Raw genomic sequence first — 13,198 nt, 5'->3', positions numbered from 1 at the left:
TTTTAAATCACGATCAGGTCGGCCTGCAGAGCGCCAGCTTGCTTAAGCGCCTCCAGGATGGCCATCAGATCGGAAGGTGCAGCGCCCACCTGGTTCACCGCACGCACGATCTCGTCGAGAGTGGTGCCCGGGCCGAACTTGAACATCGGTTTCATTTCTTCGTCGGCACCGACACGCGAACGCGGCACTACCGCGGTCTCGCCGCCGGACAGCGCACCCGGCTGGCTGACGATCGGGTCTTCGGTGATGGTTACCGTCAGGCTGCCGTGGGTCACGGCAGCAGGCTGCACGCGCACGTTCTGGCCGATCACGATGGTGCCGGTACGCGAGTTGATGATCACCTTGGCCACCGCCTGACCGACGTCCACCTCGAGGTTCTCGAGGATCGACAGATAGTCGACGCGCTGGCTCGGATCGAGCGGCGCGCTGACGCGAATCGAGCCACCGTCGAGCGCCTGAGCCACACCTGGGCCGAGCAGCTCGTTGATGTGGTCGACGATGTTCTTGGCGGTGGTGAAGTCTGGACGGTTGAGGTTCAGGGTCAGCGTGTTGCCCTGATCGAAGCCACTCGGTACCGGCCGCTCGACCGTGGCACCACCTGGGATGCGGCCGGCAGACGGAACGTTGACAGTGATGCGCGAACCATCGGCGCCACTGGCATCGAAGCCGCCCACCACCAGGTTGCCCTGAGCGATTGCGTAGGTGTTGCCGTCGATCCCCTTGAGCGGCGTCATCAGCAGGCTGCCGCCGCGCAGGCTCTTGGCATTACCGATGGAGGAAATGGTGATGTCGATGGTCTGCCCCGGCTTGGCGAACGGGGGAAGGTCAGCGTGGATCGACACCGCGGCGACGTTTTTCAACTGCACGTTGCCGCCTTCCGGCACCTTGATACCGAACTGCGCCATCATGTTATTGAAGGTCTGCACGGTGAACGGCGTCTGGGTGGTCTGGTCACCGCTGCCATTGAGGCCCACGACCAGGCCGTAACCGATCAACTGGTTACTACGCACGCCCTGAATACTGGCCAGATCCTTGAGCCGCTCGGCTTGAGCGGCCGAGGCCAGCAGCAGAGCTGCAACGGTGATGATCCATTTGCGCATGATCATGAACCTCAGAACGGCCACAGTGGGCTGACGAAAAAGCGATCCAGCCAACCTGGCTGACTGGCATCGGCGAACGCGCCAGTACCGGAATAGGTGATGCGTGCATCGGCAATACGGGTCGAAGCCACGGTGTTGTCACGGGCGACGTCGTCGGAGCGAACCAGCCCGGCGATGCGCACCAGCTCGTCACCGGTATTAAGGGTCATCCACTTCTCGCCGCGCACCACCAGCAAACCGTTGGGCAGCACTTCGGCGACGGTCACGGTGATCGAGCCGGTCAGGCTGTTGCTCTGCCCGGCCTGGCCGGAGCCGCTGGTGTCACGCTGGGCGCCGTACTGAGCGCTGAGCCCCAGGTTCTCGGCCTTCAACGGGTTGAGGCTGGAGCTGGGGTTGTCGATCGATACGCCACCGCCGAACAACGACGTCAGACCGATGTTGGCGTTGCTGTCCTTGGACATCTGCGAGCTAGCGTTCTTGCTGGCCTGCATACGCTCGCTGAGGCTGATGGTGATGACATCGCCCACGCGGAAGGCCTTACGGTCGCCGTACAGGTTGTTCTCGAACCCCGACTGGAAGATCGAGCCATTGTTCTGCGCGGCCGGCAGCGGTGTACGCGGCAGCACAGGTGCGTAGTACGGATCGTTGGGCTTGGCGGCAGGCGCCATGCAGCCACTCAGCACTACGCTGCCGAGAATCGAGAACACACACACCAAGCGGTTCATAACCACTACCTCACAGCGTTCAGGCGTATCAGGGGGCGGGCTGGTGCCCTACCCCGGGGTCTTAAAGGTTCTGCGTGATGAAGGACAGCATCTGGTCAGCGGTGGAGATGACCTTGGAGTTCATCTCGTAGGCGCGCTGGGTGGTGATCATGTTGACCATCTCCTCGACCACGCTGACGTTGGAGTTCTCCAGGGTGTTCTGCAGGGTCGTGCCCAAGCCATTGAGGCCGGGCGTTCCCACCAGAGGTGCACCACTGGAGGCGGTTTCCAGGAACAGGTTGTTACCGATCGCCTCCAGACCCGCCGGGTTGATGAAGTCGGTGATCTGAATGTTGCCGACGATCTGCGGCTGCGGGTTGCCGGTGGTGGTCACCGAAGCGGTACCGTCTTCACCGACGGTGAAGGTACGCACTTCCGGTGGCAGCACGATGGCTGGCTCCAGCGCAAAGCCCTGGGAGGTCACGACCTGGCCATCCGAGTTCAGGTGAAAGCTGCCGTCACGGGTGTAGGACACCGTGCCGTCAGGCATCAATACCTGGAAGAAGCCGCGGCCGTTGATCGCCATGTCCATCGGCTGCTCGGTAGTCTGCAGGCTGCCAGCGGTAAAAATCTTCTGGGTGCCGTTGATGCGCACACCGGTACCGAGCTGCAGGCCGGACGGCAGTTGGCTGTCCTGGCTGGACTGGCCGCCGGGCTGGCGACGAACCTGGTACAGCAGATCCTCGAACTCCGCGCGATCACGCTTGAAGCCGGTGGTGGAGACGTTGGCCAGGTTGTTGGAAATGGTCGTCAGGTTCATGTCCTGAGCGGATAGGCCGGTCTTGGCGACCCAAAGTGCAGGAAGCATGGCGTTTCTCCTCGAGCGCCGGATTCATGGCGCCGCGCGTATGGTTATCAGGTCATTTGCAAGACACGCGCCATGGCGGTGTCATTGTCTTCTGCGGTACGCATCATTTTCACCGACAGCTCGAACTGCCGGGACAGCGCCAGGATCGAGGTCATTTCCTCGACCGCATTGACGTTGCTGGACTCCAGAAAGCCCGAGGTAATCTGCACGGTGGCGTCCATTTCCGGCGGCTGCGGGCCGTTGAAACGGATCATCCCGTCGCTGCCCTTCTGCATCTGCTTGAGATCGGGGTTCACCAGGCGCAAGCGATCGACTTCAGCCAGCACGTTGGGAGCCTCCCCGAGTGCGCGAATGCTGATGGTGCCGTCCTGGCCGATCTCGATCTTCTGCTCAGGCGGCACGGCGATCGGCCCGGCGTTGCCCATTACCGGCATGCCATTGCCGGTACGCAGCATGCCCATGGCATCGACGTTCAGGCTTGCGGTACGCACGTAGGCTTCAGTGCCATCAGGTGCCTGCACGGCCAGCCAGCCCTTGCCACCAATCGCGACATCCAGGTCACGGCCGGTTTCCTGCAGGGAGCCCGGAGTGAAATCGGTGCCTGGCCGCTCGCTCATGGCGAATACGCGCGACGGCTGGGTCTCGCCAAAAATCGGCATCGCGCGGGCTTGCTCGAAATCACGGCGAAAACCGCTCGTGGAGATGTTCGCCAGATTGTTGGCGTGGGCACGCTGGGCCAACGTATTGTTGTGGGCACCAGTCATGGAGACGTACAGCATCTTGTCCATGTTTCCTCCGAGGTGGGGCAACTCGCCCGCGACTCTGACAAGAGCTTAAAAGCAATTCACGTGCCACTCTCAGTAAAAATACGCAAGCACATGATTTTAATGGTTTTATATAAAAAAACAGGCTCCCGAAGGAGCCTGTAATTTGTCGCTTGGCGAATTGTTGCCGCTAACGGCAACGACTCCCTGACGCATGCATCAACGCAGGTTGATGATCGTCTGCGTGATGGCGCTCTCGGTCTCGATGGTTTTGGCGTTGGCCTGGTAGTTACGCTGGGCAACGATCAGGTTGACCAGTTGCTCTGACAACTCGACGTTGGAGTCTTCCAGCGCACCAGACTGCAAAGTACCCAGCGTGCCGCTCTTCGGCGTACCAATGACCGGCTCGCCAGATGCCGACGACTGAACCCAGGCGGTTTTGCCGACCGGTGTAAGCCCCTGCATATTGGCGAAGTTAGCCAGCACTAGCTGCCCTTGAACTTTAGTTTGGCCATTGGTATAGCGAGCGAAAAGAACACCGGTCTCGTCAATTTCCAGGCCCGCCAACTCGCCTGTGCTGTAGCCGTCCTGCACGACCTTGGCAACCGAGAACGTGCTGTTGTACTGCGAAGAACCGCGGAAATCGAACTTCACCGCCGCACTGGCTTCAGAGCCGTTGGCGGCCCAGGTGGTGCCTTCGGCATTGGTGGGTGCCGCCGGAATCCAGCCGTTCATGCTGATGGTGCCGTCGGGGTTCAGCGACAACCCTGCGCTCAGGCCAGTCGCATCGATAGTCTGCAGTTTACCGGCAGCGTCGAAGCTCACGGCAGCCGAAAGCGGCTGAGTGTTGGTCGGATCCAGCGGGTTACGGCCGTCGACCAGAATCTTCATGTCCCAGCTATTGGCACCGGTCTTCACAAAGTACTGGGTAAAGGAGTGAGCATTGCCCTGAGCATCATAAATATTCACCGACGTCGATCGGTTGTAACTGGTCGGATCCGCCGGGTTGAAAGAGGCGTTGGCCGCAGTGGAGCCCGCAGTAGCGCCCGCTGCATTCGCGGCCGCAAGCTCTGCTGGAGTGGCTGCCGCAGTCGCAGCCGCGATCTCAGCAGGAGTCGGGTTGGGGTTACCCGGCAACAGTGAACCATTGAAGGCCGTTTGGTAGGCTCCGTCATAGGCACTCTGCCGCAGCACTGGAACGGTTTCAGTCGAGTTCAGGTTGAACGGCTGAGTAATAGTACCCGTCGCCCGCGGCGCCTGGCTGGACGTTTCCACCCTCAGGTTGCTGATGATGCCGTTCTGAAGGTTGCCGTTGGCGTCTACCCCATAACCCTGCAGGTTATGCCCGAAGTTGTTGACGATGAAGCCTTCGCGGTCGGTACCGAAGTAACCGGCACGGGTATAGCTGATATCACCGTTGTTACTGGTACGGAAGAAACCGCTGCCATTGATGGCCAGATCCAGCGAGTTCTGCGTGTAGTTGATGTTGCCTTGGCTGAACAGCTGCGATACATCGCTGAGCAGCACCCCACTACCGATGGGGTTGGATCCGCTGCTGAGCATCGACGAGGCATACAGGTCGGCGAACTCGGCACGCGACTGCTTGAAGCCAGCGGTACCGGCGTTGGCAATGTTGTTACCCGTCACGTTGAGGTCACTGGTCGCAGCGCGCAGGCCACTAAGACCGATATTGAACGACATGAAAAATCTCCTTGCCGAAAGCCCGGCAGTTACAGCCTGTTAATTACTGACCAATGACCTGCACCTGCGACAGCGGCACATTGCCAATACCCGCAAGATTGAGCATCAATTCGTTGCCACCCAGGGTGACGCTGTCGACGTTGGCCGGCAGCAAGGTGTAGAGCCCCTTGGTTTCATTGCCATAGGTCGCCTGTGCTTCGAACCTGTAAGTGCCCGGCTTCATCACATTGCCGCTGGAGTCCTTGCCGTCCCAGATGAAGCTCACGTTGCCAGCCTGCTGCTCACCCAGATTGATACGACTGACCACCGAACCGGCACTGTCATACACGTTGACGTACACGTTGCTGCTACTGGTTGGCAGCACCGCACTGGCCTTGAAGCTTTCACTGGTATCGACCACCGCCTTGTCCACCGGCACGATCACCTTGCGACCGACCAGCGAAGAAGCCTGCAGGGCCTGGGAGGACTGATAGCCGGACAAAATGGTCTCCATGCTCGAGTTGAGCTTCTCGACCCCTTCCACAGTACTGAATTGCGCCAACTGCGCGATGAACTCGCCGTTGCCCTGAGGCTCTAGTGGGTTCTGGTTATTCAGCTGCGCCACCAGCAGGTTGAGGAACTGATCCTTGCCCAGCTCCTTGTTCTGTGTGGTGGAATCCTGCTTGACCTGATACTTGTCCAGTACCGAACTGGAGCTGACGCCATCAACAGTGCTCATTTCTCACTCCCGGCTCACTGACCCAAGGTCAGAACGCGCTGCATCATCTGTTTGGCGGTATTCATCATTTCCACGTTGGTCTGGAAGGCGCGACTGGCAGAAATCATGTCCGCCATCTCCTCGACCACGTTGACGTTGGGGTAATACACATAGCCGGCTTCGTCGGCGGCCGGGTGGTTAGGCTCGTAGCGTGGCATCAGACTGCTCTGATCCTCGACGATACCAAGCACCTGAACACCAGCACCCGACTGATCCTGATCAGCGAACAGCGAGCCGTTTTCACCGCCCTGCGCCTGCTGAAACACGGTAGCGAACACCGGGTGACGCGCCCGATAGGTCTGATCGATGCTCGATGAGACCGATTCGGCGTTGGCGATGTTGCTGGAAATGGTATTCAGGCGAGTGCTCTGGGCACTCATGCCGGTTCCGGCGATGTTGAAAACGCTGGTAAGTGACATATCGGGCTCCTTTATTCACCACGCAGGGCGCTGACGAGCCCTTTGAATTTACTGTTTAGCAGCGTGAAGCTGGCCTGGAAGGCAACCGAGTTCTCGGCATAATTGGCTTGTTCGAGCTGAGCATCGACGGTGTTCTGATCGATCGAAGGCGCAGTCGGTGTTCGATAGGCCAGCGCCGCATCGCCCATTGGCACGCCTTCTGCTGCGATATGGCGGCTATTCGTGGTTTTCAGCCCCGAATTACCGCTGCCGCCACTCTTGGCTGCCTGCTGGGCCAGCACGGAGGCGAAGTCCAGATCCCTGGCCTTGTAGTTGGGGGTATCGGCGTTAGCCATATTGTTGGCCAACACCTCTGCACGCTGGGCGCGGAAGCCCAATGCCTTCTCATGAATGCCAAGTGCGCTATCGAAGCTGATGCTCATCTCAGGAACCTTTGCCGTGGCGGCGAGCCTGTTTGCGTACAAACCTCACAGCAAAGCACGTGCCAATTTATTTTTTATCTTATAAATCAGCCTGATACGCCAAAAACAAAAGAAACAAGAGATCCAAGCGGCAAAGCTTTTCCGCCGATTGGCAAGGTGGCAGCGGCAATCCGACGGAGATTTGCCGCTTTTCTGACGCGCAAGTGACAGAACACTGTCAGGCGTAATGGGAAAGGCAGAATAGAAAACGGGAGGCCAAGGCCTCCCGTTTTCTATTCGCGAGTCGGATCACTTAGCTTTGTAAATGATCCCGGGGCTGCACTGCACCATCTGGTATTTCTCCGGCAAGCCGTTGAGGGCTTCAGAAGCGCCGAGGAACAGATAGCCGCCTGGCTTGAGCATGGCGTGAATGCGCGTGAGGATGTCCTTCTTCACCTCGGCGGAGAAGTAGATGAGTACGTTGCGGCAGAACACGATGTCGAACTTGCCGAGGCTCGCATAGCTGTCCAGCAAGTTCAGCGGGCGGAACTCGACGCGGCTCTTGATCGCGGGCTTGACCACCCAGCGCCCAGGCCCTTTGGGATCGAAATAACGCTGCAGACGCTCCTGAGCGAGCCCGCGGCCCATGGCCAAGCTATCGTACTCGCCCGATTTACAGTTATTGAGCATGGTCGGTGACAGATCGGTAGCCACGATCTGCACACCAGTCTTGAGCTGGCCGATATTGCTGCGCTCGAACTCATCGATGCTCATCGACAGCGAATACGGCTCCTGCCCCGACGAACAGGCCGCCGACCAGATACGCAGCCGCTGCCCCGGATAGGCCTTGGTGAGCTCGGGCAGCACACGATTTTTGAGCACTTCGAACGGGTAGGCATCACGAAACCACAGGGTTTCATTGGTGGTCATGGCGTCGACTACCTGCTCGCGCAACCCACTGCGTGGCTGAGTCTGCATGCGCTGCACCAACTCACCCAGCGTCTTGATGCCGTTGGTCTCCATCAGCTTGTTCAGCCGACTGGAAACCAGGTACTGCTTATTGCTACCCAGTACGATGCCACAGGCTTTTTCCAGAAAGATCCGGAACTGTTCGAAATCCAAATTACCTGAAGACACTCGCGAAGCCTCGCCCATCTATGAAAGTCGAATACGGCAAGCGCGCCAATGCACGCCTACCGACTTTACCGCCAGCACCCGGCCAAAAACACCAGGCAACTCATACCTTATGCCGAGTGATCGCTCGACTTGATGCGTTCGACCACACGAGAAGCCAAATCATCCGGACGAAATTTCGCCAAGAAATCGTTGGCACCTACTTTTTTCACCATCGCTTGGTTGAATACTCCCGATAGCGAAGTATGCAGGAGAATGTGCAGCTTCTGCATGCGCGGATCCGTGCGAATCGCCGCGGTGAGCGTATAGCCATCCATCTCAGGCATCTCAATGTCGGAGATGATCATCAATAGCTCCTGCTCCGGCGACTTGCCCTCATCCACCATCGCGCGTAGGAAATCCAGTGCCTGACGCCCGTCATTCAATGCCGTTACCTCGACGCCGACCGTCTGCAGACAACGCATCACCTGTTTACGCGCGACCGAAGAGTCATCGACGATCAGCACATGCTGACTGACGGCCTTGGTCTGGGTCTCAACGTCCACCACGCCAACGGAGATAACCTCGGAGGTCGGCGCTACTTCGGCGAGAATTTTCTCTACGTCGATGATTTCGACCAGCTTGTCATCCAGACGCGTTACTGCCGTCAGATAGTGATCGCGCCCTGCCCCCTTGGGCGGCGGGTGAATTTCTTCCCAGTTCATGTTGACGATGCGCTCCACAGAGCGCACCAAGAAACCCTGCACCTTGGTGTTGTACTCGGTGATGATGACGAAGCTGCTCTGCAGATCACCACCCAAAGGCCGCTTGCCTGTCGCCATTGACAGATCAAGAATCGGAATAGTGCCGCCGCGGATGCTCGCCACACCACGAACCACCGGGCTCGACTTGGGCATGATGGTGAGTTTCGGGCATTGCAACACCTCCTTCACCTTGAAGACGTTGATCCCGTACAGCTGTGGGCCATCGAGACGAAACAGCAGCAGTTCTAGGCGATTCTGCCCAACCAGCTGAGTACGCTGGTTGACCGAATCCATCACACCGGCCATGTACGGGCTCCCATGATTCCAGTAACACATCAGATTTAGTTAGCGTAGCAGGCGGCACGCACCTTGCTTCCAACCAGGCATGAATGCACAAACGACAATTATTCGACGCTCGATAACCAAGAGCCTTCGTTGCTTGGCAGTTTTACCTGCTTTACTGGCACTCGGCTATAGCACGCTGACAACTGCCTCAGTCACTCTGCCCGATCAGCTTATCGGCGAGACTCAGCGCTTTCTTGAGCAAGCCGTTGAGGACTATTTGCAGCGCAGCAATATCCAGGCTCGCCACGAGATTCAGATCAACCGCTTGGATCCACGCCTGCGACTACCGTTATGTGATCAATCGCTGACGACGACCCTGGAAACACCAGTTGAGCCAGTAGGCAGAGTGACCATGCGCGTACGTTGCGATGGAGCAGCACCTTGGACGGTATTCGTTCCCGGCCAGGTGCGCCTCTACCGTGAGGTGGTTACCCTGGTGCGGCCAGTCAAACGCGAAGGCGTGCTAAGCGAAGCCGATATAATGCTGGCGGAGCGAGATGTAGGCTTGCTCAACCAGGGCTACATGACCGATGTTGAACAAGCGATCGGCAGAAAAGCCACCCGCGCGATGCTGCCAGACCAGGTATTGGCCCCCATACACATCCGTCAGGCAGAGGTAATCCGGCGCGGCGACCAGGTGGTGATCAGCGCACGCAGCGGCGGCATCAATGTGCGCATGCCCGGCGAGGCGCTTTCAGACGGAGCCGTGGGTAAGCAGATCAGTGTGCGCAACCAGCGCTCGCAGCGGGTGGTTCGCGCCCGAGTGTTAGGCCCGGGGCAGGTTGAAGTCTCCATGTAGGCATGACTTGCATTTATTTCTACAGGCATTGTCGAACGGATTGGCTGACTGGAGAATGAGGGTGTTTTAGACTGTGCAAGCGACGCAATTTTTTTGCCTAAAGTTTTCCTGGGCATAGCCGACAAACTAGGCAAGCGTCCAAACTCTGTCAGAGGTTTTGCATCATGGTCATCGATTTCAACCGACTCAACAGCACCACGCCAGCCAGCACAACACGTGCCGGTAGCGCCCAGGGCGGCAAGAACGAAGCCATCGACAACAAGGCCGGTGGTAACGAAGCCGCCGCCCAGAAAGCGGCTGTCAGCGCCAAGAGCGGTGAATCCGTTCAGCTGAGCAGTGAAGCACAGCAATTACAGAAAACCGTCGACAAGCTGCGCGACCAGCCTGCCGTCGATACCGACCGGGTAGCCAAGCTCAAGCAAGCCATTACTGACGGCACTTACCAGGTCGATAGCCAGCGCGTCGCGAGCAAACTGCTCAATTTCGAGTCCCAGCGCTAGTCTTCGGGCTTGTACTGGGGTGTTGGACGCCTAGAAACCGTTCGCCGTTTTGCTGGCTTGTTGGCCGGCAGACCTTGAACAGTTTCTTCCCCAGAGAGCCCGCTTATGAACGCTACGCCCCTGCTCGACCTATTCAATGAAAGTATCGGCCACGCCGAGCAATTGCTTGAGCTGATCGAAGCCGAATTCCAGGCCCTGAGCGAGCATGATTTGCCGCGCCTGCAGCAGATACTGGCAGACAAGCAGCCCTTGCTGGCCAGCCTTGATCAGCATGGCAAGCATCGCACCCAGATACTCCTCGGCTTCAACCTGAGCGCTGATCGCGCCGGCTTGCTGGCGCTCGCCGAGCGTTCGGATCAGGGTGATGCTCTAGTGACCGCTAGCGATAAACTGAGTAGCCTGCTGGAGAGCTGCCAGAGCGCCAACCTGCGCAATGGCCGGATCATCCGATCAAGCCAGAAATCAACGGAAAACATGCTCGGCATTTTGCGCGGCAACGAAACGCCTTCGCTCTATGACAGCAGCGGTGGCACCGCTAAAATCGGCAGCAAGCGCCCACTCAGCCAGGCCTGACATAACAACAAGATGCGCAATGATGCCGAAACGGCATTATCATTGACGCAGCAGTACCATGCCCCGGAGATCACTGGTTCGTGTCCAACCCCTTCGCCCAGGACGATGGCCCGCAACCTCCGAAAGTGCTCAAAGCACCGATGGAAATTGTTGCCAACCTACGCCTTCTGCAACACCACCATGACCCCCTGATCATCATGTTCAAGGAGCGCAATCAGCGCTTCCAAAGCTTTGTGATAGAGGTAGACCGCGATCAGAATCTGCTAATTCTCGACGAGATGATCCCCAGTGATGGCGAGCGCTACCTGCAGAACGGCGAAGCTTTCCGCGTCGAATCTCTGCATGACGGGGTACTGATCGCCTGGGATTGCCCAGCCGGCATGCAGGTAAGTGAGTATCAGGGAGAGCGCTGCTACAGCGGCGAAATTCCCCAGATGGTGCTTTATCATCAGCGTCGCAACGCGTTCAGAGCAGCGCTCAAGCAGTCAGACCAGGTCAAGGTGGAACTCGACGGAGCCAAGCTGCGTACTCCACTGGAAGGACTGATGCTCGATATTTCCGCTTCGGGCTGCAAGGTTCGCCTCCCCGGCAACGCCAGCGAAAAGCTGCAGCCGGGCCAAGTCTATGAAGGCTTCTGCGCCCAGCTTCCGATAGGCAGACTGGAAGCCTCCGTAGAGCTGCGTCATGCTCGTTATGACGAGAAGCTTGATCTCACCTTCGTCGGCCTGCATTTCGCCAACTTAAGCGGGCTGCAACAGCGACTGGTGGAGCGCTTCGTCTATCAGTTACAACGCGAAGCGCGCCGCTTCGAGAGCGACACCTTTCTATGAATCGCCTCTAGGGCCTGATGACGTTTCAGCTGCTCGGGTTGCACTGAAACATCAACAATTCCCGGACTGATCAGGCTTGCGTCGGTGCCGTAGGCTTATCTGCAGAATCGGCGTCAGTCTGCACATCAGGATCGATCACAACGGGCTCAAGCATCTGATCCTGAACAACCTGCTCATCGACACGTGGATCCAGCGCAGCCACCAGTGGTGAAGCGGTCATGTTCACGGGCATCGCCACGTGCTGCAGCGGCGCATCATCGACCTGATGGAGATGCGTGACGATGTTCGAGCGCACTCTCCAGACCAGGAACAGGCCGCAGACGCAGAAGAAGGCGTACAACATGTTGGCGCCGAAAAAACGCATCAACACACCGACCAGCAGCGGCCCGATACAAGCACCGACACCAAATGTCACAAGCAGCATCGCCGTCAACGACACACGCCGATCCGCCTCGACATGGTCATTGGCGAACGCTACAGCCAGGGGGTAAAGACTGAACTGCAGCATGCTGACAACAAAACCAACTGAAATCAGCAGCAACAACGGCGCTTCATGAAGGATAGCCAGCGGCGCCGCCACAACCACCATCACGCCTGACATGCCACGCATCAACTTGACCCTGTCGAAACGATCCGACAGCCACCCCAGAGGAGCCTGAACAATCAGGCCGGCAAGAATGCAGGCCCCCATAAATATGCCGACCTGCTCCGTCGCCAGCCCCATGTCAGCCGCATAGAGCGGTGCCAAACCATAAAAAGAGCCAATCATCAGGCCGGCTACGCCAATGGCCGTCAGCGATAAGGGAACACGCTGAAAGAAGAAGCGCATTTCCAGTGGCGCTGGGTGCAAGGGTGAGGGGTGCATACGTCGGGTAAGCGCCACGGGAACCAGGCACAGCGCAAAGGCCAAGGCGACCAGCATCAATAGCTCGAGGCCCAATGTCGGGTGTACGACCAGAACCAGCTGGCCAAGCACCAGCCCAAGGTAAGAGGCCGCCATGTAGCCTGCGAACACCAACCCACGCTGCTTGGTATCGGCCTGCTCATTGAGCCAGCTTTCGATGACCATGTACTGGCACATCATCCCCAGGCCTACCAGTACACGCAGCACTAGCCAGGCTGGCAGCCAGTCGAGTAAACCGTGCCCCAGCACCGCCGCAGTGACTACGCCAGCACAGGCCACATAGGCGCGAATGTGGCCGACACGAGCAATCAGCCGGTGACCAATCTTGCCGCCCAGCACCAACCCGAAGTAATTGGCAGCCATCAACGCGCCCGCCCAAACGCCCTCGCCGGATTCGGCCAGACGCAGTGCCAGGTAGGTACTCAACAGGCCGGAGCCCAGCAGCATTAAAACGGTGGCGATATACAGAGAACTGAAGGACTTCCAGATCATGCGCATTGGACTGCGACGACTCCTTGTAACTTGAAGCCACCAAGGGGCAGCTCAATCTAAATCAAACAAACACCCAATGGGCAAACAGCCTTCACGGCTCGGCCTGTGATGGCAGTGCCCTATTGATAATGCGCAGTGCACAACAGTTCATTATTCCGCAGCAA

Annotated in this window: 15 protein-coding genes; 4 read left to right on the top strand and 11 right to left on the bottom strand. The window is 58.3% G+C overall.

Features of this window, described 5'->3' with window-relative positions:
* Positions 1–2 precede the first annotated feature (2 nt).
* From K5Q02_RS12470 to K5Q02_RS12425, 10 genes are all read right to left on the bottom strand, one after another.
* On the bottom strand, positions 3–1,106 hold the full coding sequence (locus tag K5Q02_RS12470; protein ID WP_329959528.1) for a flagellar basal body P-ring protein FlgI: 1,104 nt from the start codon (positions 1,104–1,106) through the stop codon (positions 3–5).
* 5 nt (positions 1,107–1,111) lie between these two features.
* Positions 1,112–1,825, bottom strand: a complete 714-nt coding sequence (flgH, locus tag K5Q02_RS12465; protein WP_070881840.1) for a flagellar basal body L-ring protein FlgH — start codon at positions 1,823–1,825, stop codon at positions 1,112–1,114.
* Positions 1,826–1,886: 61 nt separating this feature from the next.
* Positions 1,887–2,672, bottom strand: a complete 786-nt coding sequence (gene flgG / locus K5Q02_RS12460; protein WP_225830906.1) for a flagellar basal-body rod protein FlgG — start codon at positions 2,670–2,672, stop codon at positions 1,887–1,889.
* A gap of 47 nt (positions 2,673–2,719) precedes the next feature.
* The gene (locus K5Q02_RS12455) at positions 2,720–3,460 is read right to left on the bottom strand and encodes a flagellar basal body rod protein FlgF (protein WP_225830904.1); all 741 of its coding nucleotides are present in this window, start codon (positions 3,458–3,460) and stop codon (positions 2,720–2,722) included.
* 195 nt (positions 3,461–3,655) lie between these two features.
* Positions 3,656–5,137, bottom strand: coding sequence for a flagellar hook protein FlgE (locus tag K5Q02_RS12450; protein WP_225830902.1), 1,482 nt, complete (start codon positions 5,135–5,137; stop codon positions 3,656–3,658).
* Positions 5,138–5,180: 43 nt separating this feature from the next.
* On the bottom strand, positions 5,181–5,855 hold the full coding sequence (flgD, locus tag K5Q02_RS12445; RefSeq protein WP_225830901.1) for a flagellar hook assembly protein FlgD: 675 nt from the start codon (positions 5,853–5,855) through the stop codon (positions 5,181–5,183).
* 14 nt (positions 5,856–5,869) lie between these two features.
* Positions 5,870–6,313 carry a flagellar basal body rod protein FlgC gene (gene flgC / locus K5Q02_RS12440; protein WP_225830899.1) on the bottom strand — a complete coding sequence of 148 codons (444 nt, stop codon included), beginning with the start codon at positions 6,311–6,313 and terminating at the stop codon, positions 5,870–5,872.
* Positions 6,314–6,324: 11 nt separating this feature from the next.
* Complete coding sequence (gene flgB, locus K5Q02_RS12435; RefSeq protein WP_225830897.1) at positions 6,325–6,735, bottom strand: flagellar basal body rod protein FlgB; 411 nt, start codon at positions 6,733–6,735, stop codon at positions 6,325–6,327.
* Positions 6,736–7,023: 288 nt separating this feature from the next.
* Positions 7,024–7,851 (bottom strand): protein-glutamate O-methyltransferase CheR, encoded by an 828-nt coding sequence (gene cheR, locus K5Q02_RS12430; RefSeq protein WP_225830895.1) that lies wholly within the window; start codon positions 7,849–7,851, stop codon positions 7,024–7,026.
* Between the two features lie 107 nt (positions 7,852–7,958).
* Entirely contained in the window at positions 7,959–8,897 is a 939-nt protein-coding gene (locus tag K5Q02_RS12425) for a chemotaxis protein CheV (protein WP_225830894.1), read from the bottom strand.
* A gap of 79 nt (positions 8,898–8,976) precedes the next feature.
* Here K5Q02_RS12425 and flgA point away from each other — a divergent pair, with 79 nt between their 5' ends.
* The 4 genes from flgA (at position 8,977) to K5Q02_RS12405 (ending at position 11,638) form a co-directional block, all read left to right on the top strand.
* A complete protein-coding gene (gene flgA / locus K5Q02_RS12420) occupies positions 8,977–9,735 on the top strand; it encodes a flagellar basal body P-ring formation chaperone FlgA (RefSeq protein ID WP_225830892.1) in 759 nt (252 codons plus the stop codon).
* A 164-nt stretch (positions 9,736–9,899) separates the two neighbouring features.
* Positions 9,900–10,235: a flagellar biosynthesis anti-sigma factor FlgM gene (gene flgM / locus K5Q02_RS12415; RefSeq protein WP_225830890.1), complete on the top strand. Its 336-nt coding sequence runs from the start codon at positions 9,900–9,902 to the stop codon at positions 10,233–10,235.
* Positions 10,236–10,340: 105 nt separating this feature from the next.
* Positions 10,341–10,808, top strand: coding sequence for a flagella synthesis protein FlgN (locus K5Q02_RS12410; protein ID WP_225830888.1), 468 nt, complete (start codon positions 10,341–10,343; stop codon positions 10,806–10,808).
* Positions 10,809–10,948: 140 nt separating this feature from the next.
* Positions 10,949–11,638, top strand: coding sequence for a flagellar brake protein (locus K5Q02_RS12405; protein WP_225839677.1), 690 nt, complete (start codon positions 10,949–10,951; stop codon positions 11,636–11,638).
* A 70-nt stretch (positions 11,639–11,708) separates the two neighbouring features.
* Here K5Q02_RS12405 and K5Q02_RS12400 read toward each other — a convergent pair whose 3' ends face one another.
* Positions 11,709–13,040, bottom strand: coding sequence for an MFS transporter (locus tag K5Q02_RS12400; RefSeq protein WP_225830886.1), 1,332 nt, complete (start codon positions 13,038–13,040; stop codon positions 11,709–11,711).
* Positions 13,041–13,198: the final 158 nt, after the last annotated feature.

It is taken from the genome of Pseudomonas sp. MM211, assembly GCF_020386635.1.
Taxonomy (GTDB): Bacteria; Pseudomonadota; Gammaproteobacteria; order Pseudomonadales; family Pseudomonadaceae; genus Aquipseudomonas.
This window is presented reverse-complemented; position numbering and strand designations above follow the sequence as displayed.

Bases quoted from the DNA above. Each gene is read 5' to 3' on its own strand.
- flgA (WP_225830892.1), top strand. From the start codon at position 8,977: ATGAATGCACAAACGACAATTATTCGACGCTCGATAACCAAGAGCCTT.
- flgM (WP_225830890.1), top strand. From the start codon at position 9,900: ATGGTCATCGATTTCAACCGACTCAACAGCACCACGCCAGCCAGCACA.
- flgB (WP_225830897.1), bottom strand. From the start codon at position 6,735: ATGAGCATCAGCTTCGATAGCGCACTTGGCATTCATGAGAAGGCATTG.
- K5Q02_RS12450 (WP_225830902.1), bottom strand. From the start codon at position 5,137: ATGTCGTTCAATATCGGTCTTAGTGGCCTGCGCGCTGCGACCAGTGAC.
- flgD (WP_225830901.1), bottom strand. From the start codon at position 5,855: ATGAGCACTGTTGATGGCGTCAGCTCCAGTTCGGTACTGGACAAGTAT.
- K5Q02_RS12405 (WP_225839677.1), top strand. From the start codon at position 10,949: ATGGAAATTGTTGCCAACCTACGCCTTCTGCAACACCACCATGACCCC.
- K5Q02_RS12455 (WP_225830904.1), bottom strand. From the start codon at position 3,460: ATGGACAAGATGCTGTACGTCTCCATGACTGGTGCCCACAACAATACG.
- flgH (WP_070881840.1), bottom strand. From the start codon at position 1,825: ATGAACCGCTTGGTGTGTGTGTTCTCGATTCTCGGCAGCGTAGTGCTG.
- K5Q02_RS12470 (WP_329959528.1), bottom strand. From the start codon at position 1,106: ATGATCATGCGCAAATGGATCATCACCGTTGCAGCTCTGCTGCTGGCC.
- K5Q02_RS12425 (WP_225830894.1), bottom strand. From the start codon at position 8,897: ATGGCCGGTGTGATGGATTCGGTCAACCAGCGTACTCAGCTGGTTGGG.
- K5Q02_RS12400 (WP_225830886.1), bottom strand. From the start codon at position 13,040: ATGCGCATGATCTGGAAGTCCTTCAGTTCTCTGTATATCGCCACCGTT.
- flgC (WP_225830899.1), bottom strand. From the start codon at position 6,313: ATGTCACTTACCAGCGTTTTCAACATCGCCGGAACCGGCATGAGTGCC.
- K5Q02_RS12410 (WP_225830888.1), top strand. From the start codon at position 10,341: ATGAACGCTACGCCCCTGCTCGACCTATTCAATGAAAGTATCGGCCAC.
- flgG (WP_225830906.1), bottom strand. From the start codon at position 2,672: ATGCTTCCTGCACTTTGGGTCGCCAAGACCGGCCTATCCGCTCAGGAC.